Source organism: Polynucleobacter sp. AP-Titi-500A-B4, assembly GCF_018688095.1.
In the GTDB taxonomy this organism is placed as follows: Bacteria; Pseudomonadota; Gammaproteobacteria; order Burkholderiales; family Burkholderiaceae; genus Polynucleobacter.
Genome location: NZ_CP061311.1, coordinates 773567 through 798543, shown reverse-complemented (window position 1 = coordinate 798543; position 24977 = coordinate 773567). Strand labels below are relative to the sequence as shown.

Sequence of the window (24977 nt, the reverse complement as noted above, 5' to 3'; positions counted from 1 at the left end):
TTTCTAGTTAAAAAATTACGCTCTTTCATATTCACCTGCGACTAACATGCGCCGCAATACTTTCCCTACTGGTGACTTGGGAATCTCTTTTACAAAAACATATTCACGTGGACGTTTGAAGTTGATTAAATCCGAGCCACGGCAATATTGATCCAATGCATCTGAATCTACCGAACCAGAGGCTCTAATAAACGCCACTACTTTTTGACCGAGACGCTCGTCTTTTAGGCCGGCAACTGCCACCTCTCCAACCGATGGATGTAGCGACAATATAGATTCAATCTCAACTGGAGAAATATTTTCTCCCCCTGAAATAATCATGTCATCCACCCGTCCAGTAACAAATAAATCACCAGCATCATCGTAGTAACCCGTATCGCCAGTAAAATACCAGCCATCACGAATCGTCTTTTGATCAGCATCTGGACGCTTCCAGTACCCTTCAAATGCCTCATCGCCAGACAGGTCGCAAATGATTTGCCCCTCTTCGCCATTTGCTGCTAACTCTGTTGGTTTCGTTTGTTGATTGCCTTGATCTAATTTGGCAACCCTAATACGGGCATTTAAACCGGCTTTACCAGCACACCCTGGTTTCTTTACAGCATCCTGATTGATGGTGTAAGTGTAGATCTCACTAGATCCATAGTGATTTACAAATAGTTGCGGGTTAAAAGCTTCATTTAATTTCAATAGAAGCGCATCATGCATCGGTGCCCCTGCAAATCCTAGCTTTCTGACTGACCTTACTCGATGGGAATTGAACTTTGAAGACTGCAGCATGTCATGGTAGAGCGTGGGAACGAGGTATAGATGTGTTACTCCTTCAGACTCAATAAAATCCAACGCCTTTTCTACCTCCCAACGAGGTACGGCAACATAGGTTCCGTTCACAATACATAATGACAGTAAGGTGCGCACTCCCATCGTGTGATAGAGCGGCATTACACCAAGCGTTACTTCGCCCATCGCATATTGGTTTTGTGCCACATGGGCTATTCCTGCCGCTCTTTCTGCGCGCTGCTTTCTTGGTACCCCTTTAGGCTTTCCAGTAGTACCGGATGTAAACAGCATGACCGAAATATCTTCTATATGTCCGTTTGCAATAGGATCTGTTTTATTTTGAACAATTTGGTCAAAATAAATATGTTGAGATGAAGACGATTGATCAGCACATAAGATTACTGAGACTGATTTACTAGTCTCAGAATCTAGATAATTTTGAAGCGATATCTCTTCTACAAATGCTAACTTCACGTCAGCATTTTGAGCGCAATAATCAATCTCCTCAGACTTCGATCTCCAGTTCAAGGGAACTATAGCTATTCCCGCCATCTGACAAGCCCAATGAATTGTTGCTGCCTCATAGCGATTTTGCAAAATTGTCAGAATTCGATCGCCTCGACTTAAGCCTTGCTCATAAAAAAACTGTTGGATAGCACCAATATGACGTGACCACTCCTGGTAGGAATATCGCTTTTGACCATCAACAATTGCTAGCCTGGATGGCTCGCGCTCAACTGCCTGCAAAAATGTTCTGCCTAGATCAAGCATGCTGACCTCCATTTGCTTGCGCTCTGAACGATGCAACTTCTAAAACTGCCTCAACAATTCCTACGTATCCAGTACAACGACATAAATTACCAGACAAGCCTTCGCGTACCTCCTGCTCCGTGGGGTGCGGATTCTTCCTTAATAAATCTTCTGCAGACATCAAAAATCCTGGGGTACAAAAGCCACACTGCAATGCATGATGCTTTCTAAAAGCAATTTGCAAATCAGACATGCTCTCGTTATTAGCAATGCCTTCAACGGTTTTAATAGTTGCACCCTCTGCTTGGCATGCAAACATGAGACAAGAGCGCACAATTTGACCATTAAGTTCCACAGTACAGGCGCCGCAGACTCCGTGCTCACATCCCGAATGTGTCCCTGTGGCCCCAAGGTCATGGCGAATGAAATCTAATAATGTCGTCCGTGAGTCACAGCCAGCCTCACGAGTCATTCCATTTAAGGTTAATTTGATTAAATGATCTTTCATACCATCACATCATTTCTAAATTCAAAAGCTTGTTGACATGAACTTCTACCTAAAGTCCTCATGAGATGCCGGCGCAAACCCGACGTTGCAGTTGGATCCTCCCTAACCTCAAGAGTCGAAGCAAGTTGATCGATTGCCTGGCATGCATCATCAAATGAATCAGCAGAAAAACGATGAACCTTAACCGTGTCATCTATGCCACCAAATCCGATAGTCCAATGACTTCCCTCTTTGATCGAGGCTACGGCTACAACGGCAAAGTCCCCATGACGATAGCCAAACTCAGAGAATCCATAGCCAACCCTATCGGTCTTGATTGGAAACTGAACTGATGTAATCAATTCATCAGAATGGCGATCGGTCTGAAGAGCGCCCAAGAAAAAATCATTTGCTTTTACGGTTCGCTTTCTTTGCTTACTTACTAGATGGACCGAACCACCTAGGGTGGCTAGAGCCAATACCAATTCAGCACTAGGATCGGCATGAGCTATCGATCCACAAATAGTCCCACGATTACGGATCGGAGTGTGTGCAATCCATGGAAACATCATTTTCAATAAGGGTTGAACCGCTGAAAGATCACGCCAATCTTCTAGCTCCGACTGTCTCACGCCAGCACCCACATGAAGAGCTCCGTTAATGACGTGATAACGCTTAAACTCTTCAATTTGATTGATGTCAATTAGGTGTTTTGGATTGGCAACTCGCATTGCCAATACTGGCACCAAGGTTTGTCCACCAGCCAGAATCCGGGCATCCTCTCCGTGCAGATCTAGAAGCTTGAGAACTTCATCCTGCGATTGTGCAAAGTGCATTTGAAATGGAGCCGGCTTCATTTATGAGCTCCAAATAAACTTCTAAAGAAATTTTGTATGTATGTCAGAAGCCCCTCCGGTTTGGCGCCTGCTTCTTTTGCAAGCGCTCGGAATAGCTGATCTAATACCAAGCGAATTGCTCCCTCAAGCAAACGACTGCCGATGGCGGCCAACTTACCTGAAACTTGAGCTTGATAGTCATATTTCAATACCGTCATACCAGCTTCGCTTCTTAGCACAACTTCGCCGATACCAAGAGCCATTCCTAGTGGACCCCGACCCTCCCCACCAAGAGAAAAGCTAGTAGGTCTTTTGATATTCGTTAAATTAACAACTGCATTAAATTTTGCTTTTGCTACCCCAATGCGGACTACTGCAATGCAATCAAAACGAATTCCGTCTGGAATAGTGGATTCAGTAATAGATTCGCAACCAGGTATTACCTTTTGTAAACGAGCACGATTTAACAAGACATTAAAAATTTCTTCTGGGGCAACATTTAGCTTCACCTCACCTTGAGCTTTAAGTGGGTAATCCGAGTTCGACTCGAGTGAAGATGTTGTATGCGCTACATTGTCTTTTGGAAGATCGCCCTTAGATACTAGTAGCGCATGAATTCGGCTAGGAGTTGCAGGCAATACGATATCTTCAATATTCAAGGCGTCTGAGATAGCATTAGCTATACAAACTGGGGTGCTCATACTATTTCCCTCGCCGATGCCTTTAGAGCCCAATGGCGTAAACGGACTTGGCGATTCTTGGTGGTAAATTTTTGGAGCAACAACGTCACTGGCAGTTGGTAAACGATAGTCAGCAAATGTACCTGATAAGAAATTACCATCACTGCTATAAACAAACTCTTCTAAAAGTGCAGCGCCAACAGCCTGAGCAAAAGCTCCATACACCTGCCCATCCGCCAATGCGGGATTAAGAATTTTCCCAGCATCATGGACTGAAATATATCCATCAATCTTAGGTGAGCAACTCAATGGATCAATCTCTATACCGCAGGCATCTAAAGCAAAGCCATAGGCAGCAGAAGTATTAATTCGATCGTTTTCATCTGGCGCCTGCAATACATCAGCACTCCAAAATTGGGTTTCTTGAAGCGCTAAAAGCACATCCTTACCAAGCGCCTCTTGGACCAGACCCGGGGACCAATGAAAGTTTCCACAGATTCTGGAAAATGGAATTGCATCATTTTCTCGACCAATGACTGAGATATGGCCATTGGCAAATATCAATTGATCAGGCTTGACCTTGAGAACGTGTGCAGCGTAAGCCGCAATCCGTACTTTCAGTTTTTCTGCCGCCAAAAAAACGGTTCCCGCAACTGCCCCAGCAAACCGACTCGAATAATTACCAGCTGCAATAGACCAGGCATCTTTTGCAGTATCAAAATCAACATTGACTTGGATTTGGGATGGAGAGACTCCAAATACATCCGCCAATAATTGACCTATCACCGTTTGATGCCCCTGCCCGGCTGGGGCTGAGGCGATATTTGCAGAGATATTGCCAGATGGATCAACACTTACAGTTGCTGAAGTGATTGCGCCATTTTTTGGGCCTGCTTTTGCTCTTTGCTCAGGCGTTAACACTGTAGTGATATACCCCATATTGGATACTGATGGCTCTACGATAGACGCAATGCCAATACCATACATACGCCCTTCTTTGCGAGCCTGTTCCCTGCGACTCAGAAGCCTTTTGAATTCAGGCGAAGCTTGAAGAGTGTCGAGAGCTTTTTGATAATCTCCGGAATCCAATAGCGCACCAGCTGCTGCTCGATATGGAAATTGATCTTTTTGCACATAATTTAATGAAGCGATTTCTTGATGAGTTTTGCCCAACTGCTTTGCAATCTTATGTACTAAACGTTCAAGCGCAAAATATACTTGCGGGCCACCAAAACCACGAACCAATCCAGTTGGCGTCTTATTAATTAGCACTACGCGATTACGAATTTTTAAATTGCCAATCTGATATGGGCCAGTTACACAGCCGTGCATACGATAAAGCGTTGCAGGTTCTGGAGCGCGTAGATAAGCACCACAATCCTCAATCTGGTCATAATCTAAGGCTAATATTTTTCCATTAGCATCTACAGCGGCTCGCAGATGAGTATGCCTTGATGTTGCTGAGGTGGCAGCCTGCAAATGTTCGAGTCGATCTTCAATAAACTTCACTGGAGCACCTACCTTGCGAGATGCTAGACAGCAAAGAATGACGTATGGAAGGACTGATTGTTTGACGCCGAAACTTCCACCCGAATCAAGGGGGACATGATGGCGTAATTTTGTTCCTGGCACCTTCAGGGCCGCTGCCATCACTACATGGAGTGAAAATGGGCCCATAAAATTTGAAGTAACCTCATAACTACCATCTGCTGGACGCCACTGCGCCACTACCCCGCCAGTCTCTAGCGGCGTGCAAGAATTACGAGGGTAACGAATATCAACCTCTATAACATTTGCTGCCGCTTGAAATGCACCATCGGGATCACCATAAGAAAACGAACGGTCAGATACACAATTATTGGCAATATCTTTATGCAAAATGACGGAATCACTTTTGAGCGCCTCATCTACATCAACGACTGCTGGCAATGGTTTTACGTTAAGGACAACACTTTCTACACCATCTTCTGCAAGAGCTCTAGATTCTGCAATCACTATTGCAATTGGCTCACCTACATATCGCACAAACTCACTTGCCAAAACCCAGGGACGCATTGGTGATTTGACGGCAACCACCAATGGGTTTGACCAAGCCTGCACATCCTCAATCGTTAGAACACCCCGCACCCCTTTAATCTTCAATGCTGGCGATACATCGATAGATAAAATCTTTCCATGAGCGATGGGAGATCGAACTACAGCGGCATATAGGGTGCCGACTGGCAAAGGAAGGTCATCCAGAAAGCGGCCACCGCCCGTTAGCAGTGCAGAATCCTCTACACGCTGGCTGGCTTTTCCTAAATGATGTGTTGTTTGTTCCAAGGGTTTCTTTTCAGCAAAATATGAAGCAACAAAAGCTGAAAGAAGCTTAATAAGGCCTTGCCTAGAACGCTTACCTGAGAGTCCAGCGACTTACCTTAGAGTCTGATTTTGTGCATCAGGTAAACCCTAGGAGTCTAGTTTTGGGGCCTTCTCAACCTGCTGACGATAAAGACTTGGAGTTACCCCTTGATGCTGCTTAAAGAAACGCGTGAAGTGACCTTGAGCAGAAAATCCTAATTCATCCCCAATGTGAATCAAGCTCTCGTCTTTATCGGCGAGAGCATCAAATGCGAATTCCATTCTCAGTACATTGGCAAAAACTACTGGTGATAAACCTGTACAGCGTCGAAATAGCTCAAAAAAATGAGAGCGTGACAAATTAACGCTTTGGGCTACCGTTGCAATATCAGTAAATCCCTGTGGGGACGTACGCATAAGATGAATCGCCTTACGAATGCGAGGATCCATAAAAGCCAAGGTATTACCAGTATTTCTTAAGTCGCCAGATGTGAGCACATCAGCGCTTTCCATAAAACCAAGCGTTAACTCTAGCAGCATGGACTCAAGCTGTTCATGTGTGATCTGATCCGACCACCACAATTCCATTGATATCTTTTCTAAAGCCTGCTTTTGATGCGCACCCAATGTAGATAGATTGTTCATGAAAAAACGGGGGTGACTACTAGCCAAGAATTTTTTACTAAATGAAGCTAGCCACTTTGGCTCTAGATATAGGGCCAGTAAAACAGGATTGCTACCGCCTACTGGCAAATGGAGATACGAATGCTCTTCCCAGGCATTGATCAGTACCGCATTGTCGTTAGTCAAAGGGCAATTTTTGCCTCTGACCTGAAAAGCGGTATCTGGACCACCTACCTTACACAGAATATGGCAATGATGATGGGCATGCGTGACTAAAGGCGCATCCATTTCTAGAAGCGCGACGCGACCAAACTCACCGTGTAGAAGTCGAATTACCTTAGACATATCTCAAATCATCTCACAGACCAGAAATTTGAGAGAGGCAGTTTATATTGCAGCGCAAAAGAAATTCGCTTATGCCCGAAAGCCTATTCTGCAGTCGCACCAGACTGCTTCACAAGAAGCTCCCAATAGGGAATCTCTTTCTTTACAAAGGCAGCAAATTGCTCTGGTGTTTGCTCGCTATTTAAAGACCCCATCTTTGATAGGCTCTCTGCAACATCGCCTGTTGCTAATATTTTATTAATCTCTTTGTTAAGCTGATTAACCAGTGCTGTGGGCGTTTTTGCTGGGACAAAAATTCCATACCAATTCTCAACAACAAATTTAGAGTAGCCAAGTTCTTTCATTGTAGGGACGTCTGGCAAATTTTTTGCTCTTACTGCCCCTGTAGTGGCAAGCGCCCTTACCTTGCCACTATTTAGATGGGGAACCATTGCGCCGGTAGACTCAAAAGCCATTGGTACTTGCCCTGCCAGCACATCTGCAATTGCTGGACCAGACCCTCGGTATGGGATATGAGTCATATCCAGCTTTTGCTCCAACTTGAGTAATTCACCTAAAAGATGGTGCGTGCTCCCGCTACCAGGTGAAGCAAAACTATATTTACCTGGCTCTTTCTTAATCAATGCAATTAACTCTGCTACCGAATTAGCAGGTACAGACGAGTTTACATAGAGCACCATCGGCACCGCAGCCACCTCAGCAACCGGCCTCAAACTAGTAATGGGGTCATTGCGAAGTTTGTAAAGATTTCGGTTGATCACAATACCAGTGCTATTGCCTAGCAGTAAGGTACAACCATCACCAGTAGCACTACTCACAAAATCAGTACCGATATTGCCACTAGCTCCTGTTTTATTTTCTACAATGACGGTGGTATTTAATTGCTTAGATAGGCCTGGAACTAGCATTCTTGCTAGAACATCACTGGCTCCGCCTGGCGGATAAGGAGAAATGATTTTAATCACCGAGCATGGATATTGGGCGTATGCTAATTGAGCGCTTAGTCCAAAATAGATCAAGCAAAGGGTTTTAAAAATTATTCCTCTAAAGATGTATATCAAACTCATATCGTCACCTAACCTTTTAACATTTGCTCGTAATTAAATTGCTTATCCACATCAATGATTGACTGTCCTGCCCTTAAAGCCTCAACCATCGCCAACTCTTTAGCAGCAATACCCTCTGCTGCATCAAGCACCTCTTGAAGCTTACTAGCGGGAATCGCCACCACTCCATTAATATCAGCAACAATCACATCACCTGGTATAACGGGAATATTTCCGATCCGAATGGGGATATTCCAAGCCTCTTGGACAATTCGACCTCGAGCAGTAATAGGAACCGTACCCCTTGCATGCACTGGAAAGCCAAATTCTTCACAGGTATCGACGTCACGCACTGCACCGTCCACCACCACACCAGAAATCTTTTTCTGCAAAGAGCCCATTGAAAGAATTTCACCCCAGCAGTTGTTATTAAGATCGCCACGATTATCAATCACGATCACATCACCTGGAGAGGCTGAGAATATTGCATCTACACCGAGGTGAGCCTTACTTTGTGCAGCGCCTGCCGCAATCATTCGAATCGTAATTGCTCTGCCGATCACTTTAGTTTTGCCCCATTGCGGAATAATCCCAATCACTGCAGCTGCAATTCCAAGTTTATCCAGGGCATCACTTAAGTTTGAGGTCGCCAACTTCTCCAGTCGGCCCCTATATAAGCGATCAAATTCTTGAGATGTCATCGTATACCCCGCTTACTTAGGAATTCTGTTATTAATTCTAGAAAATACTTTACGTGCATTGCCTTCGAAGATCATGCTCTTCTCTTGACTACTTAATCCATCCACAGCATTGAGATAGCGACGGGTGTCATCAAAATAAAATCCGGTATCAGGATCGATATCTTTCACAGCACCAAAAGTTTCAGATGCAAACAGAATATTTTTTGCAGGAATTACCTCCGTTAAGAGGTTGATGCCTGGCTGGTGATACACACAGGTGTCAAAGTAAATATTATTCAGAAGCTTTTGGTTAATGTCAGGAATATTCATATCTTTTGCTAATCCTCTAAAGCGCCCCCAATGGTATGGAACAGCTCCACCGCCATGAGGAATCAAGAAGCGCAAAGCTGGGAACTGGCTAAATAACTCAGAGGTCAAGCACTGCATAAAAGCTGTTGTATCTGCATTTAGATAATGTGCGCCAGTAGTATGGAAACAATCATTGCAGCTCGTACTCACATGAATCATTGCTGGTACATCTAAAGCAATCATCTCCTGATAGATTGGATGCCAATAAGAGTCACTTAATGGGGGATCGCGCCAATGACCGCCAGAAGGATCAGGATTTAGGTTAATGCCCACAAACCCGTACTCATTAATACATTTACGCATTTCAGGCAGACAGGTGCTGGTATCCACACCGGGTGACTGTGGCAGCATTGCGGCACCCACAAAGTTTTTAGGAAACAACTGCGTCACCCGAAAACAAAGCTCATTACAAAGTGCAGCCCAAGTTGCTGAGGTATTGAAGTCACCAATATGATGAGTCATAAAACTCGCCTGAGGAGAAAAGATGGTGACATCGATGCCCCGCTCTTTCATTCTAGCGAGTTGATTTAACTCTATCGACTCACAAATCTCATCGTCACTGATTTTTAAATCAGATACCTTAGGCCCTAACTCAGGGGTATTTAAATTGGCAACCTGGGCGTCACGCCATGCCTTTAATGCTTTTGGCGCGGTAGTGTAGTGGCCATGACAATCAATAATCATCTAATACCCCTTTTGATAGGATGAAGTGTTTAGTTTGGTGCCAGGCCTTGAATGCCTGAGCGCTGTATGTATTCATTGAGCTTACCTGTTGCAACCATGTGATCTACGAAATGATTGAGAAATTGAGCTGAGCCTTGACGATTTATTGGCGTACCCAAGGCCAGATTCTCATAGCCAATAACATCAGGTAGCACTCTTGACCCCGGCACTGAGGGGGCCATCTCAAACAAAATAGCTTTGTTTGTTGAAAATCCATCAATCCCCCCTATTTTCAACATTGCAATAGCCTGCTTAGTTGAGCTAGTTTGTACCAAATTAGCCTTGGGAATAAGCATTGGTAGCTCGGCTTGAGAATTACTGCCTACGCTATACCCAATTTTAATTTTTGGGTCATTCACTTCTGCTTGCGACTGAACTGTGCTTTTAGGGCTGATTAAAAATCCCTTCTCGATTCGAATTACGGATTTTGAAAACTGAATATATTGAGCCCGATCTGCGCTGGCGTTCGTAAAGACCAAATCTACTTCGTTATTCTTAACTGCAGCCAATACATCCGCATTCTTTTCAAATACCACTGGGATGAACTGTGCATCGATTTGGGCGGCTAAACTCTGCCCTAGCTCATAGCCAATACCACGCGTAGGTTTTGAACCATCGCCCGGGAGAATGGATGTAGGGCTTCCCTTGTACAAACCCATTCTTAAGGCTCCCTGTGGGGCAAGTATATTGTTTGAAGTAGTGGTACAAGCTACTAGCGCTAAGCAAATCAGTAACGATAGAATTAGCTTACAGCTATACCAAAATTTCATTACCTAGCCTCAATCCGGCTGAATATTGGCTTCGCGTACCAACTTCTCGTAGCGCTTACGCTCTGAATTTAAATAAGCAGTAAATTGTGCAGTTGTTCCGGGACTCACTTCTCCGCCTACAGAGCCCAATCGCTCCGTCATCTCTTTGGATTGCAATGCTTTCTCCACTTGAGCATGAAGCGTCTTCACGATGGCAGCCGGAGTTTTAGCAGGCGCAATTAAGCTATACCAAACAGATGCTTCAAAACCTGGGAAACCAGATTCTGCGACCGTCGGTACATCCGGAAATAATGGGGAACGCTTCGAACTCATCACAGCAATAATCTTTAGCTTGCCGCTTTTAACGTGAGGAGCAACCTCCAACATATTTACCGCAACCAAATCTAACTGGCCACCTATCAAATCCGTAATCGCAGGAGCTCCGCCCTTATAGGGAACGTGCTTTAAGGACATTCCAGCAGCTTGTTCGAAAAATTTCATTGCCATATGCGGTGTCGCGCCATTACCAGGCGTACCATAGGTAATGTAATCGGGATTTGCTTTTGCAGCCTTTATCAAATCAGATAATTTTTGATACTTACCATCGGCAGAAGTGGCAATAACTACGGGAACACGCCCAATCATGGCAATCGGCGTAATGTCTTTATCAATATCAAAGGGTTGTGGCTTATACAAAGACATATTGGCTGCCAAGGCATTTGCTGCAACCATCAAGGTATAGCCATCGGGCGGACTATCAATCAACTGCTTCACGGCGATATTAGTACCAGCACCCGGTTTGTTTTCAATCAGAATGGGCTGCCCCATTGAGGCGGACAAACTTTGACCCAAGGTTCTGGCAACTAAGTCAACGGCGCCACCGGGAGCATAGCCTACCAAAAACTTCATCGGTTTATTTGGATAATCCTGAGCCATAACATTGCTACCAAATAATAAATTGATCGCAACCAGAAAGCTGAAGATGATTTTATGCATGACAATCACTCTTTAGGTGCTCCTGACATATTTACAATCCCCTCGTAGCGCTTGATTTCAGACTGCGAGAACTTGGTAAATTCCGCAACAGATCCTCCATCTACCTGAGCACCAATTCCCTGAAGGCTTTTTTGAACTTCGGGATCTTTCAGGACTTTATTGAATGCCTTATTCAGTTTTTCAGTAACGTCTTTTGGAGCGCTAGCTGGCAACATCACACCATACCAAGCATTGGCCACCATGGGTGCGCCAGCTTCTTTCATGGTTGGCACATTGGGCAACTCAGGAATACGCTTCTCTGATGCAACACCTAAAGCCTTTAACTTGCCACCTTTAATGTTGGCCATTGACCCTGTATCCATCATCATGTCGATATGACCTGCCATCAGATCTAAGGCTGCTGGACCGCTACCTTTATAAGGGACATGTCGAATATCCAAACCGGTCACTGTTTTAAATTGGGCTCCCGCTAGATGCTGTGAGGCGCCAATACCCGCAGACCCATAAGTAAACTTACCTGGATTCTGTTTTGCATCATTCATTAAGTCTTTGAGACTATTCCATGGTGAAGAGGCTGGCACAACCATGATGTTTGGAATCGTACAAACCAATACCACTGGAGTGAAGTCTTTGGCAGGATCAAAACCCTGATTTGCAAACAAGTGTGGACCAGCTGCATTCGTAGAGCTTGTAGCCATCAGAATGGAATAACCATCGGGCTTATCTTGCAAAAATGCTTGAGTACCAATATTGCCACCAGCGCCACCTTTGTTTTCAACAAATACAGATACGCCCAACTCTTTTGTGAGGGGCTGCACCAAAAGGCGAGCCACTTGATCGGTTGCACCACCAGGCGGCCAGGGCACTAGGAATTTGATTGATTTATCGGGATAAGCAGCGAATGTATTGAAAGCAATTACGCTCAGCAAGCTGGCAACTAAGCTTCTCAACATCATATGACACCCTTTTGTTTTAGCGTTACATCTATCCATGCGTCATCGTACTTGCCATCATGAATGGATTGGATCGTTTTGCGCTCTACAGCTTCTTTTTCTTTGCCTAGGCGTGCACCCTCTAGCGCAACTTCAGGAGATAACGCGATGATGCCATCACAGTCACCCAAGATAACATCACCAGGATGAATCACCATCCCGCCGATTGATACAGGAACATTAATACTGCCAGGACCATCTTTAAACGGGCCACGCATATTGACTCCGCGTGCCCAACAAGGGAATTGATGTCTCTCGAATGCTTCCACATCTCGAATCGCCGCATCCAAAACTGCGCCAATGGCGCCTCTTGATTTGGCAACCGTCATCATGATTTCACCAAACAAGGCACGTGAAATATCGCCGCCACCATCCACAACCAAAACATCGCCTGGTTTGAGAATTTGCAATGCCTTATGAATCATCAAATTATCACCAGCCCGAACGCAGACAGTGACAGCATTGCCACAGACTGACACGGGTGACTTATTGACCGGCAAGATATCTACTGCCCCAATGGTTCGCCCAAGAACATCACTCACTATGGAAGTGGCTAGTCCAGTTAAGGCAGCAATGCCCTCTTTAAAGGCTTCTTTTCTTGGGTTGATTTCATAACCATTATTCATTTTGATTCCTCTTCAAGTATTTAATCGACTGTCGCGCCTGTGCGCTTGACCAAAGACTCCCAATAAGGAATCTCTTTATTAATAAATTGTGTAAATTGTTCGGGGGTTCCTGCGACATCACTTGAGCCCATCTTATTGAGACTGGCTGATACCTCCGGCTCCTTCATCACTGCATTAATCGCTTTATTTAATCTAGCAATCAGAACGGATGGAGTTTTAGCTGCCACAAATACGCCGTACCAGTTTTCAATCACAAAGCTGTTAAAGCCAAGCTCTTTCATCGTAGGTACGTTGGGAAAGTTTTTTGGTCTGACGGCACCAGTGGTTGCCAGCACTCGGATGCGTCCAGAGGATATCTGAGCCGCAATCGTTGTAGTTGTTTCAAATGCAATCGGCACCTGACCGGCGAGCACATCAGCCATTGCAGGGCCTTGACCCCTATAGGGTATGTGGGTGAGATCCAATTGCTTTTCTACTTTCAGCATTTCACCCATGAGATGCTGCGGGCTTCCACTACCTCCTGAGGCATAACTATATTTACCTGGATTATTTTTGATGAGCTCAATGAGCTCACCCACGTTATTCGCCGGTACCGCAGAGTTAACATAAAGCACCAAAGGAACTGATGCAATTTCGGCAACAGCAGCCAAATCTTTTGAGGGGTTAATCTTTAGCTTATATAAGTTTTGGTTAATTACTACACCCGTGTTGTTGCCCAGCAATAAAGTGCAACCATCCGAAGCAGAATTAGCAACATACTCCGTTCCAATATTGCTGCTCGCTCCACCTTTGTTTTCAACAATTACATTGGTTCCAAGTTGCTTTGCCAATCCTGGAGCTAGCATTCTTGCCAAAATATCCGTTGTGCCCCCTGGTGGATAGGGAGAAACGAATTTCACTGTTGGACAAGGATAGGCGCCTTGCGCGTTTGCATTTAGCATGGATAGCGCCAAACAAAGTCCTGCCCCTAGAAATAGCTGTCTCTTCATTATTGATATTCTCTCTTTATTCGCCTATCCGTATAGGGCATAAGCTAAGATCTATTCTTTAGTAAAAATATACCTTACTCAGCGCCCTTTTATATAAATTTCTTGAAATGACCAAAAGCCTCAATAGAGACGAATTGCTATCGATTGCAAAGTCTTTTGACTCTAAAGAAAAGTGTCCTGACTGTCAGTCTCTAAGCTGCGCTGGCTGGGAAAGCGTCCCTGGAGGCTTCATGACAAATACTCTAGAGTGCCTCGGGACCTTAAGGGTGGAAGATGCCCCGGAATGCTGGGAAGAAGATCACCCCAATGGCACTGATATGTGGTCCAAAGATGCCCCTATCTCAATCTCTTTTCACCCCTACAACAAGTCTGACGTATATGAGTGCATGCATTGTGGATGCAAATACCTTCGTTACACCGAATGTGGCGGATATTACGTAGATGAACGCATTCGGCAGCTCAATAGCGATCTCATTTCATAAAGCGTATTTTCATCTGCCTTAAAAATTCAAAAGCCCCGAACTCTCGGGGCTTTTTCTTTTACAGTATTGCAAAGTACTGCTTATGCTTTCTTCTTCACTGGTGGCAAGTCAGTACAGTGGCCATGAGCTGCCTCTGCTGCCAAACCAACAGACTCCCCTAGTGTGGGGTGTGGATGAATAGTTTTGCCGATATCGACTGCATCAGCGCCCATTTCAATTGCCAGGCAGACTTCACCAATGAGATCGCCAGCATGTGTGCCTACAATGCCGCCACCAATAATGCGATGGGTTTTGGCATCAAAGATTAACTTCGTGAAGCCTTCGTCACGACCGTTAGCAATCGCGCGACCACTCGCTGCCCATGGAAATAAACCTTTCTCATAAGCAATGCCTTGTGCTTTGCACTGCTCTTCAGTCAAGCCCGCCCAAGCAACTTCCGGATCGGTATAGGCGACTGATGGAATCTGCTTAGCGTCGAAGTAAGACTTCTCGCCCGCTGCAGCCTCGGCAGCAACGTGACCTTCATGCACCGCCTTATGTGCCAACATTGGCTGACCAACTAAGTCGCCAATCGCGAAGATGTTGGGAACATTAGTGCGCATTTGTTTATCAACTGGAATAAAGCTGCGCTCATCAACTTGAACGCCTGCTTTATCAGCAGCAATCTTCTTACCATTTGGCGTGCGTCCAACCGCTACGAGGACCAAGTCATAGGTCTGCGGATCTGCTGGTGCATTCTCACCTTCAAAGCTCACTTGAATGCCATCGGGCTTCACTTCTGCTTTTGCAGCACGAGTCTTTAGCATGATCTTTTCAAAACGTCCGGCATTGAACTTCTCCCAGACCTTCTCTAAATCACGATCAGCACCAGCCATCAGGCCATCCATCATCTCGGCAATATCAATACGCGAGCCTAATGTGCTGTAGACCGTTGCCATCTCTAAGCCAATAATGCCGCCACCGATGACCAACATTCTTTTTGGAATACTCTTGAGTAATAAGGCGCCAGTGCTATCGACAATACGCGGATCTTCTGGCAAGAACGGCAACTTCACGGGCTGACTACCAGCCGCGATGATTGCTTTCTGAAAGCGGATGACTTCTTTTTGCCCATTAAGATCTTGGCCATCACCACTCGTTAACTGAACTTCAACGTGATTTGCATCTAAGAAGTGGCCTAGACCGCGTACGACTTTGACTTTACGTGCTTTAGCCATACCCGCTAAACCACCAGTAAGTTTTGCAATCACAGATTCTTTGTAGCCACGCAATTGATCAATCTCAATCTTTGGCGCACCAAAGGTAATGCCATGCTTTGCCATGGTTTTTACTTCATCCATAACGGCAGTAGTATGTAATAACGCTTTAGACGGAATACAGCCGACGTTCAAGCACACACCACCTAAAGTGGCATAACGTTCTACTAATACGGTATTCATACCCAAATCAGCGCTACGGAATGCCGCACTATAACCACCAGGGCCGGCACCAAGTACCAATACTTCACATTCATGATCTACCTTACCGCTGTACTGCCCTGCTTTTGGGGCTGGAGCAATAGCGGCAGGAGCTGCTGCAGGTGTTGGAGCAGATACAGTCGCTGGCTTTGCAGCAGGCGCTGCTGTTGCAGTACTTGCTTCAATCTCTGCAATCACTGTTCCCTTGCTCACTTTGTCGCCCAGCTTGACTGAGATGCTAATGATCGTCCCAGCGGCATCCGCAGGAACCTCCATCGTGGCTTTATCTGACTCGAGTACGAGCAAGGGTTGCTCTTTCTCAATCACATCACCCACTTTGACCAATACTTCAATTACTGGCACATCTGCGTAGTCGCCAATATCCGGAACGAGAATCGTTTGCTTAGCCATAGACCCTCCTTACAGAGAAGCGCGACGGAAGTCGGCTAAGAGTTGAGCGATATACACATTAAAGCGTGTCGCCAACGCACCATCAATTACACGGTGATCTGCAGAGAGTGATAATGGGCAAATGAGGCGTGGCACAAATTGCTTGCCATCCCAGACGGGCTTCATCGCTGCTTTGCTGACGCCCAAAATAGCGACTTCAGGTGCATTAACGATGGGTGAGAAGTAGGTTCCACCAATACCGCCCAATGAAGAAATCGTGAAGCTAGCGCCTTGCATTTGATCTGGCTTCAATTTGCCATCACGAGCAAGCGCTGCCAACTCAGAAGTTTCCTTGGCGAGTTCAAAGATACCTTTTTTGTCAGCATCCTTAATGACTGGCACCACCAAGCCTGTTGGAGTGTCAGCAGCAAAGCCAATATTGAAATACTTCTTCAAAATCAAGTCATCGCCATCCAGAGAACTATTGAACTCAGGATGCTTCTTCAATGCCGCTACCGCAGCCTTCATTAAGAAAGCGAGCATCGTAATCTTGACACCCTTTTTCTCATTATCTTTATTCGTTTGAACGCGGAATGCTTCTAAGTCGGTAATGTCTGCGTCTTCGTGATACGTCACAGCAGGAATCATTACCCAGTTGCGGCCCAAATTAGCAGCAGTGAGTTTCTTAATACGATTGAGTGGTTGACGCTCAATCTCACCAAATTTCGTGAAATCAACCTTCGGCCATGGAATCAAATTGAGGCCGCCCAAGCTACCGCCACTAGAGGCTGCTGCAGGACTGCCTGCACCACCGCTCATTGCCGCTTTAACAAATGCTTGCACGTCTTCTTGAGTAATACGTCCTTTAGGGCCAGAACCCTTAACCTGAGTAATCGTGACACCCAATTCACGAGCAAATTTACGCACTGATGGGCTAGCGTGACTTAATGTAGCGTCTACCGCTGGAGGTGGGGTATTGCTAATTGGAGGTGGTGCTGGCGCTCTTGGAATTGGTGGTTCGACTGCCTTCGCTACGGGCGCTGCTGATGCAGATACCGCAGCTACAGGAGTGGATGCAGAACCAGATCCACCTTCCAAAATAACAACTACCGAACCTTCAGAAAGATTGTCACCCACTTTAACTTTGACTTCTTTAACAATGCCGGAGTGTGAGGATGGCACATCCATCGTCGCTTTATCAGACTCAAGCACTACGATAGATTGCTCTTTTTCAACGGTATCGCCGGCTTTAACGAGAACCTCGATGACTGGCACATCTTTATAGTCGCCAATATCGGGTACTTTGATTTCAATCGGCGCCCCACCAGAACTTGATGCTGGAGCTGCTGGCGCCGGTGTAGCGGAAGCTATTGGAGTAGGTACAGATGTAGCAGCTTCTTCTAAAGTAATGACGACTGAACCTTCGGAAAGGTTATCACCGACTTTGACTTTAACGTCTTTCACCACACCAGAGTGTGATGAAGGTACATCCATCGTAGCCTTATCGGATTCCAGAACAACAATTGATTGCTCTTTTTCAACGGTATCGCCGGCTTTAACGAGAACCTCGATAACTGGTACATCTTTATAGTCACCAATATCCGGTACTTTGATTTCAATAATTTGACTCATGAATTAATCTCGCTTAAACCGTCATTGGGTTTGGTTTAGTAGTGTCGATACCATACTTCTGAATAGCCTCGGCCAATTTCTGACGATCAAGCTGACCTGCATCAACCAAAGATCTCAAAGCAGTGATCACTACCCAGCGACGATCAACTTCAAAGAAGTCGCGGAGTTTTTCACGGGTATCGGAGCGACCAAAGCCATCGGTACCCAAGACCTCATAACGACGGCCCAGATGCTGAATTGCCGGACGAATTTGTTCAGCAAACATACGAACATAGTCAGTAGCGGCAATGATTGGACCTGAGGTATCTTTCAAACACTTCTCTACATGAGAAAGTGTTGGTGCTGCCGTTGGGTTGAGCAAGTTGGCGCGGTGAACCGCATTCCAATCGCGACCAAGCTCAGTGAAACTTGGGCAACCCCATAAATCAGAAGCAATACCCCAATCTTTTTGCAACATCTCAGCCGCTTCTATCACTTCGCGGAAGATGGTGCCAGAACCGAGTAGCTGAACACGTAACTTGGCATTGCTATCACCAACAGACTTCAGCTTATACATGCCCTTGATGATGTCTTTTTCAGCGCCTTTTGGCATTGCTGGATGAGCGTAGTTTTCGTTCATCAAAGTCACGTAGTAGTACACATCCTCCTGAACTTCGAGCATACGACGCATACCGTCTTGAATTACCACTGCCAACTCAAATGCAAAAGTTGGGTCATAGCTAATACAGTTAGGTACTGCAGCGCTCCATAAATGGCTGTGACCATCTTCGTGCTGTAGACCTTCACCGTTCAAAGTGGTTCTACCTGCAGTGCCGCCGAGCAAGAAGCCACGGCTACGCATATCTCCCGCCGCCCAAGCTAAGTCACCAATCCGTTGGAAACCAAACATGGAATAGAAAATATAGAACGGCAACATAGGTACGCCATGAGTGGAGTAAGAAGTTGCAGCGGCGATCCAATCGCACATACCACCAGCTTCGTTAATACCCTCTTGCAAGATCTGGCCAGTCTTGTCCTCTTTATAGAACATCAATTGATCATGGTCTTCTGGGGTGTAAAGCTGACCCAACTGATTCCAAATACCCAATTGACGGAACATACCCTCCATACCAAAGGTGCGGGACTCGTCTGGAACGATCGGCACCACACGCTTTCCAATCGTCTTATCGCGCACGACAGTATTGAGCATACGTACAAAGGCCATCGTTGTTGAAATCTCACGACCTTCACTGGTAGCCTCTAGCAATGGAGCAAATGCATCCAATGCTGGCACTGGCAAGCTTTCTGCCTTAGCGCGACGTTGTGGCAGATAACCACCCAATTCTTGACGACGCGCTTTCATATACTCAAGCTCAGGACTACCTTCAGCAAACTTCACCAAAGGCATCTCATCGAGTTGCTCATCTTTAACTGGAATCTCAAAACGGTCACGGAAACGGCGGACATCATCGTCATTCATTTTCTTGGCTTGGTGTGCAATATTCATCGCCTCACCAGAACCACCCATACCGTAACCCTTAATGGTGTGAGCCAAAATCACGGTTGGTTGATCTTTATGATTTACCGCTGCGTGAAATGCTGCATACACTTTATGGGGATCATGACCACCACGATTGAGCTGCCAAATCTCTTCGTCACTCCAATCACTCACTAGGGCTTTGAGTTCTGGTGTATTGAATACCGTCTCACGAACATAAGCGCCGTTCTTGGCTTTCATGGTCTGATATTGGCCATCAACGATTTCGCCGAGACGTTGCATCAAGATACCCTTCTTATCGCGAGCAAACAAAGCATCCCACTGACCACCCCACACCACTTTGATTACATTCCAACCAGCGCCACGGAACTCACTCTCGAGTTCTTGAATAATTTTTCCATTACCACGTACTGGTCCATCTAGACGCTGCAAGTTGCAGTTAATGACGAAGATTAGGTTGTCTAACTTCTCACGACCAGCCATACCAATGGCACCCAAAGATTCTGGTTCATCCGTTTCACCATCACCCAAGAAAGCCCAGACCTTGCGACCTTGCTCCTGAATAAAACCACGGTCTCTTAAATACTTCATGAAGCGGGCTTGGTAAATCGCCATGATTGGACCAAGACCCATCGATACTGTTGGGAACTGCCAGAAGTCCGGCATCAACCAAGGATGTGGATAGCTCGAAATACCCTTGCCACCAACCTCCTGGCGGAAGTTATCGAGTTGACCATCCGTTAATCGACCCAACATATAAGCGCGTGCATAAACGCCTGGAGCTGAGTGACCTTGTACAAATATTAAGTCACCGCCATGCTCTGGAGAAGGAGCATGCCAGAAGTGGTTATAACCAACGTCATACAAAGTTGCCGCTGATTGAAAAGAAGAAATGTGACCGCCAACGTTGGTATCTTTGTTAGCACGAAGCACCATAGCCATCGCATTCCAACGGGTATATGAACGAATGCGGTGTTCCACATTTTGATCACCTGGCAAGCGCGCTTGGTTCTCTACTGGAATCGTATTGATATAAGGAGTCTCTGCATGAAAGGGTTGATCTACCCCGTTCACACGTGCATGAGAAATTTGCTGATCGATTAAGTAAGCAGCACGCTGCGGACCTTCGTTGTGGATGACGCCGTCTAGGGCCTGTAACCACTCTTGAGTTTCACCAGGGTCAGCATCTTGTAGATTTTGTTTACCTAAAATTTGGTCAGGAACCGCAGCCATAACTTGTCTCCAATAGTTATTTCATTACAACAACATTAGTCATTCACTCTATAGGCAACATTCTAGGAAGGTATATGGGTGTAAACAAGCAATTTTCCACATAATGATAATATTTCTCATAATGTGGGATTATATTGCGATGCAAATGAAATCGATGTAGACAGCCAAAAATCCCGTTTAAAGCTCCCGATCAGGCAAAATGGGCTTATTCCTATGAAATCCACGGCTTTTTTTAGCTCACTCCTCAAGCCCTTTAACTGGCTCCGCAAAATTCGCGGATTTAAGCTCGTTTACACCCCCCTACTTGCGATCGTGCTGTTTACCGCAGTGATGGGCATTATTTTGGGAACCTTGCATTTACAAGAAAAAGGCCAGCAAGAGTCAGCCCTATTTAGAGAGCTCTCTTTTGCTAAGCAGCGAATTCAACTACGTTTTGCAAATAACACCGATGCTTTAAATACGATTAATCGTGAAATTGCTTCAAACAGTGATGATCCAAAAATAAAACAACTCGTGCGCGAGCAAGCTGATGATTTGGTCATCAACAATCATGAGATTGTAAAAATCATTTGGCTCAATGCCGATAGCTCTCGTGGCTGGTCTGTTCCAGTAAATAACAATAAATCTGACTGGATTAGCAAAACCCAGAATGATCAAGCCGTAAATGCAGGGCTTGCAAATGCAATTGAACTGAGTCGAGTAACCAGCCGAGCTGCCTTCAGCCAATTTATCTCCCTAAACATACCCGATGAAGAGTCTCTAGCGAAGGATAGAAGAACCGTTATTTGGCAAGTAGCCCCCAATATTGTCGGCGGCCAAGTAATTGGTTTCTTAGCAGCTCTATATACAACTCAAGGCATCTTAGATGTGGTTCCCGGTGAACTGAAAGCGAACTACCGCTTCACTCTTCTGACAGATAACGAACGAGTTCTATCCATCTCATCTGATCGCGACACCCCCAAGAGAGCCTTTAGCAATCAAACGTCTTTAGACATTGGCGTACTAAGTCCGAATATGGTCTTACGTATTGATACCTATCCACCACCGACCAATCTTACTTTCCGAATGTTGATTGGTGTGGTCGTTGGTCTCTCTGCTTTCGTGATTTGGAGTCTATGGTCTGTTCTCAAACAAATGCAAGTGCGTCAAGAAGCCGAATCCAATCTTCGTACTGAAACCAGTTTCCGTAGCGCTATGGAAAACTCCACCCCCGTAGGTATTCGTGCGCACGATATGCAAAAGCGCATTACCTATGTGAATCGAGCATTTTGTGAAATGACGGGCTGGTCGGCAAAAGAACTGATTGGTCTCATGCCGCCGTTCCCTTTTTGGCCTGATTCTAGGCGCGATGAGCTGGTTGAGAAAATGAACCGCGCCCTGAAGTCAGATATGGCCTCTAAGGTCGGGATTGAAGGGGCAATCTTGCGGCGTGATGGCTCTTTGATTGAGACCCGCACTTTTATTGCCCCTTTAATTAATGAAAAAGGTAAGCAAACAGGTTGGGTTACTTCCTTAATTGATATCTCTGAACCAAAAAAGATTCGGGAAGAATTGGCAGCTTCCCAAGAGCGCTTCATTACGGTGCTAGAGGGTTTAGATGCTGCAGTGTCTGTGGTGGATCTTGAAAATGACAAACTCTTATTTGCCAATCGTTACTATCGCGAACATTTTGGTGATGACTCCAAGGGTCATTTCCTGCTAGCAGGTGATACCAATAATCTAGAGACCTTGCATGATGTGGCAGAAGATTTGCAGGACTCTCCTCCAGGTATTCCAACTTCCTTCCTCTATCAAGAGTCTGAGTCCGAAGAGATTCAAATGACTGATGGCACTAATAAATGGTATGAGGTAAGGCGGCGCTTTATTCCTTGGGTAGACGGTCACCTTGCACAACTCCTAATTGCTACCGACATCACGATGCGTAAAGAGGCCGATGATTTGGCGCGTCAACAGGAAGAGCGTATGCAATTTACGAGCCGTTTAACAACGATGGGCGAGATGGCTTCTTCCCTCGCCCACGAATTAAACCAACCACTCTCAGCCATCTCCAACTATTGCATGGGTGTCGCTAAGCGGATCGAGGGCACCATCGATCCAGCGCTCACGAAAGATATTCTCCCAGCTCTTGAGAAAGCATCTCAACAAGCCCATCGGGCAGGTACCATTATTCAACGTATCCGCGGCTTCGTAAAACGCAGCGAACCACAACGCAAATCCACCGCGATCAGTGACATCATTAATGATGCCGTTGGGCTAGTCGAGATTGAGGCACATCGCCATCGCCTCACCATTACCAGCAATATTGTTGAAAATCTTCCTGAGGTCGATATCGATCCAGTGTTGATCCTGCAAGTCTTGGTCAATCTTCTCAAAAATGGTTTGGATAGCACGCGGGAAGCCTACCCCCTATCCTCCCGCTGGTCTGCTCCCCCGGTCAATATCAGCACTGATCTGGACACCAGCATCTTCCCGGCCATGCTGCGCATTCAAGTAAGCGACGGCGGTGCCGGAATCCCAGAATCGGTCTCACAACGCATGTTTGAGCCGTTTTTCAGCACTAAATCGGATGGAATGGGCATGGGGCTCAATATTTGCCGTTCGATTGTTGAATCCCACCAGGGCAGGCTTTGGGCAGTGAATCGCATGGATTCCGAACATACCAAGCTAGTTGGCTGCACCTTTACAATACTCTTACCCCTAGTTTCTCCAGAAGCTGGGAGCAATGTTTAATAGCATTACCCACTGAATTACCATGCGAGACCCGATATGAACTTAAGCACGAGTACCAAACCAAACCAAGCCGAAGTTGTTTACGTCGTTGATGATGACGAGGCCGTTCGTGACTCACTGACTTGGCTTTTAGAAAGTAATGGTTATGTCGTGCGTTGTCATGCCAGCGCTGAAAGATTCTTGCAGTCTCTCCAAAGTACAGATAAATCGACTATCTCTTGCGCCATCCTGGATGTTCGTATGCCAGGTATGTCTGGTCTGGAATTACAAGAACGTTTGATCAGTGAAAATTTACCGATGCCAGTTGCCTTTATTACAGGTCATGGTGATGTCTCTATGGCAGTCTCGACGATGAAACGTGGTGCAGTAGATTTCATTGAAAAGCCTTTTAAAGAAAATGATCTCTGCGGTTTAGTGGATCGCATGCTTGCAAAAGCCCGTGTAGATTACTCACAAGCAAGCCAACGCAAGATTACCCAGAGCCTTCTCAGCAAGTTAACTGGTCGTGAGCGCCAAGTGCTCGAGCGTATTGTGGCTGGCCGTTTGAATAAACAAATTGCTGACGATCTTGGCATCTCTATCAAAACCGTTGAAGCGCACCGCGCCAACATTATGGAAAAGCTTAACGTCAATACTGTTGCAGATCTTCTGCGCCTTGCTTTATCTGACCCACAACCAAATTAATCCCCTCTTTCATTACCTGCAATGCCTGCTCAATTACTCGACGGAAACGCCCTCTCTAAAAAACTGCGCGCAGAAATCGCTGCCCGCGGTGCGATTGTTACTGCTAAAGGGATTCGCCCTGGTTTAGCCGTCATCGTAGTTGGTGAGAATCCAGCCAGCCAAGTGTATGTCCGCAATAAAGTAAAGGCCTGTGAAGATGTAGGCTTTCATTCGGTACTTGAGCGCTACTCCGCTGAATTGGGTGAAGAAGAATTACTGGCTCGCATTGCTACATTAAATGCCGATCCCTCGATTCATGGGATTTTGGTACAACTTCCATTACCTGAGCACATTGCCTCTGAGCGCGTACTCGAAGCCATTGCCCCGGAAAAGGATGTCGATGGTTTCCATGTGGCCAATGCTGGCGCCTTGATGGTGGGTCAACCTGAATTTAAGCCCTGCACTCCTTATGGCTGCATGAAGATTCTGGAAAGCATTGATTACCCAATTCGGGGCGCACGCGCTGTGATTGTTGGCGCCTCCAATATCGTCGGAAAGCCGATGGCAATGCTCTTGCTACAAGCCGGTGCAACCGTCACGATTTGTAATAGCAAGACTCGTGATCTAACGCACCACACTAAAGACGCTGACATTCTGGTAGTAGCTACCGGCAAGCCTAAAATGATTTCTGGCGACATGGTCAAAAATGGTGCCGTCGTCATTGATGTTGGCATCAATCGCCTCCCAGATGGAAAGCTCTGTGGTGACGTGGATTTTGATACCGCCAAATATATTGCGGGTTGGATCACCCCCGTTCCAGGTGGTGTCGGTCCCATGACAATAACCATGCTTCTCATGAATACTTTAGAAGCGGCAGAAAAAGCAGCCAAGCCTTAGATCC

The 24977-nt window shown here is 45.9% G+C and carries 20 protein-coding genes; 4 read left to right on the top strand and 16 right to left on the bottom strand.

What is annotated here, in order from left to right:
• Window positions 1-15: 15 nt before the first annotated feature.
• The 13 genes from FD968_RS04130 to FD968_RS04070 form a co-directional block, all read right to left on the bottom strand.
• The gene (locus FD968_RS04130; protein WP_215367507.1) at window positions 16-1551 is read right to left on the bottom strand and encodes an AMP-binding protein; all 1536 of its coding nucleotides are present in this window, start codon (window positions 1549-1551) and stop codon (window positions 16-18) included.
• On the bottom strand, window positions 1544-2038 hold the full coding sequence (locus FD968_RS04125; RefSeq protein WP_215367506.1) for a (2Fe-2S)-binding protein: 495 nt from the start codon (window positions 2036-2038) through the stop codon (window positions 1544-1546). The genes FD968_RS04130 and FD968_RS04125 overlap by 8 nt, the downstream gene beginning before the upstream one ends.
• A complete protein-coding gene (locus tag FD968_RS04120) occupies window positions 2035-2874 on the bottom strand; it encodes a xanthine dehydrogenase family protein subunit M (RefSeq protein WP_215367505.1) in 840 nt (279 codons plus the stop codon). The genes FD968_RS04125 and FD968_RS04120 overlap by 4 nt, the downstream gene beginning before the upstream one ends.
• Complete coding sequence (locus FD968_RS04115) at window positions 2871-5855, bottom strand: molybdopterin cofactor-binding domain-containing protein (protein WP_251367634.1); 2985 nt, start codon at window positions 5853-5855, stop codon at window positions 2871-2873. The genes FD968_RS04120 and FD968_RS04115 overlap by 4 nt, the downstream gene beginning before the upstream one ends.
• 126 nt (window positions 5856-5981) lie before the next feature.
• Complete coding sequence (locus tag FD968_RS04110; protein WP_215367504.1) at window positions 5982-6842, bottom strand: AraC family transcriptional regulator; 861 nt, start codon at window positions 6840-6842, stop codon at window positions 5982-5984.
• Window positions 6843-6925: 83 nt separating this feature from the next.
• Window positions 6926-7807 carry a tripartite tricarboxylate transporter substrate binding protein gene (locus FD968_RS04105; RefSeq protein WP_251367633.1) on the bottom strand — a complete coding sequence of 294 codons (882 nt, stop codon included), beginning with the start codon at window positions 7805-7807 and terminating at the stop codon, window positions 6926-6928.
• Window positions 7808-7917: 110 nt separating this feature from the next.
• Window positions 7918-8589 carry an RraA family protein gene (locus FD968_RS04100; protein ID WP_215367502.1) on the bottom strand — a complete coding sequence of 224 codons (672 nt, stop codon included), beginning with the start codon at window positions 8587-8589 and terminating at the stop codon, window positions 7918-7920.
• Window positions 8590-8601: 12 nt separating this feature from the next.
• Window positions 8602-9621, bottom strand: coding sequence for an amidohydrolase family protein (locus FD968_RS04095; protein WP_215367501.1), 1020 nt, complete (start codon window positions 9619-9621; stop codon window positions 8602-8604).
• Window positions 9622-9650: 29 nt separating this feature from the next.
• Window positions 9651-10319 (bottom strand): transporter substrate-binding domain-containing protein, encoded by a 669-nt coding sequence (locus FD968_RS04090; RefSeq protein ID WP_215367500.1) that lies wholly within the window; start codon window positions 10317-10319, stop codon window positions 9651-9653.
• A 120-nt stretch (window positions 10320-10439) separates the two neighbouring features.
• Window positions 10440-11405, bottom strand: a complete 966-nt coding sequence (locus FD968_RS04085) for a tripartite tricarboxylate transporter substrate binding protein (protein ID WP_215367499.1) — start codon at window positions 11403-11405, stop codon at window positions 10440-10442.
• 5 nt (window positions 11406-11410) lie between these two features.
• Window positions 11411-12361: a tripartite tricarboxylate transporter substrate binding protein gene (locus FD968_RS04080; protein WP_215367498.1), complete on the bottom strand. Its 951-nt coding sequence runs from the start codon at window positions 12359-12361 to the stop codon at window positions 11411-11413.
• On the bottom strand, window positions 12358-13023 hold the full coding sequence (locus FD968_RS04075; protein WP_215367497.1) for an RraA family protein: 666 nt from the start codon (window positions 13021-13023) through the stop codon (window positions 12358-12360). The genes FD968_RS04080 and FD968_RS04075 overlap by 4 nt, the downstream gene beginning before the upstream one ends.
• Before the next feature lie 20 nt (window positions 13024-13043).
• Complete coding sequence (locus FD968_RS04070) at window positions 13044-14012, bottom strand: tripartite tricarboxylate transporter substrate binding protein (protein ID WP_215367496.1); 969 nt, start codon at window positions 14010-14012, stop codon at window positions 13044-13046.
• A gap of 107 nt (window positions 14013-14119) precedes the next feature.
• Here FD968_RS04070 and FD968_RS04065 point away from each other — a divergent pair, with 107 nt between their 5' ends.
• Window positions 14120-14494 carry a hypothetical protein gene (locus FD968_RS04065; RefSeq protein WP_215367495.1) on the top strand — a complete coding sequence of 125 codons (375 nt, stop codon included), beginning with the start codon at window positions 14120-14122 and terminating at the stop codon, window positions 14492-14494.
• Between the two features lie 80 nt (window positions 14495-14574).
• Here the strand turns inward: FD968_RS04065 and lpdA are convergent, their stop codons facing one another.
• From lpdA to aceE, 3 genes are read right to left on the bottom strand one after another with little or no spacing between them, the layout of a single operon-like run.
• Entirely contained in the window at window positions 14575-16362 is a 1788-nt protein-coding gene (lpdA, locus tag FD968_RS04060) for a dihydrolipoyl dehydrogenase (protein WP_215367494.1), read from the bottom strand.
• Between the two features lie 9 nt (window positions 16363-16371).
• On the bottom strand, window positions 16372-17973 hold the full coding sequence (gene aceF / locus FD968_RS04055) for a dihydrolipoyllysine-residue acetyltransferase (RefSeq protein ID WP_215367493.1): 1602 nt from the start codon (window positions 17971-17973) through the stop codon (window positions 16372-16374).
• A 13-nt stretch (window positions 17974-17986) separates the two neighbouring features.
• Window positions 17987-20683, bottom strand: a complete 2697-nt coding sequence (gene aceE, locus FD968_RS04050; protein WP_215367492.1) for a pyruvate dehydrogenase (acetyl-transferring), homodimeric type — start codon at window positions 20681-20683, stop codon at window positions 17987-17989.
• A gap of 213 nt (window positions 20684-20896) precedes the next feature.
• Between aceE and FD968_RS04045 the strand changes: the two genes are divergently transcribed.
• From FD968_RS04045 to folD, 3 genes are read left to right on the top strand one after another with little or no spacing between them, the layout of a single operon-like run.
• Window positions 20897-23413 (top strand): PAS domain-containing sensor histidine kinase, encoded by a 2517-nt coding sequence (locus tag FD968_RS04045; RefSeq protein WP_215367491.1) that lies wholly within the window; start codon window positions 20897-20899, stop codon window positions 23411-23413.
• A gap of 36 nt (window positions 23414-23449) precedes the next feature.
• Window positions 23450-24097: a response regulator transcription factor gene (locus tag FD968_RS04040; protein ID WP_215367490.1), complete on the top strand. Its 648-nt coding sequence runs from the start codon at window positions 23450-23452 to the stop codon at window positions 24095-24097.
• Window positions 24098-24118: 21 nt separating this feature from the next.
• Window positions 24119-24973, top strand: a complete 855-nt coding sequence (gene folD / locus FD968_RS04035; RefSeq protein ID WP_215367489.1) for a bifunctional methylenetetrahydrofolate dehydrogenase/methenyltetrahydrofolate cyclohydrolase FolD — start codon at window positions 24119-24121, stop codon at window positions 24971-24973.
• Window positions 24974-24977: the final 4 nt, after the last annotated feature.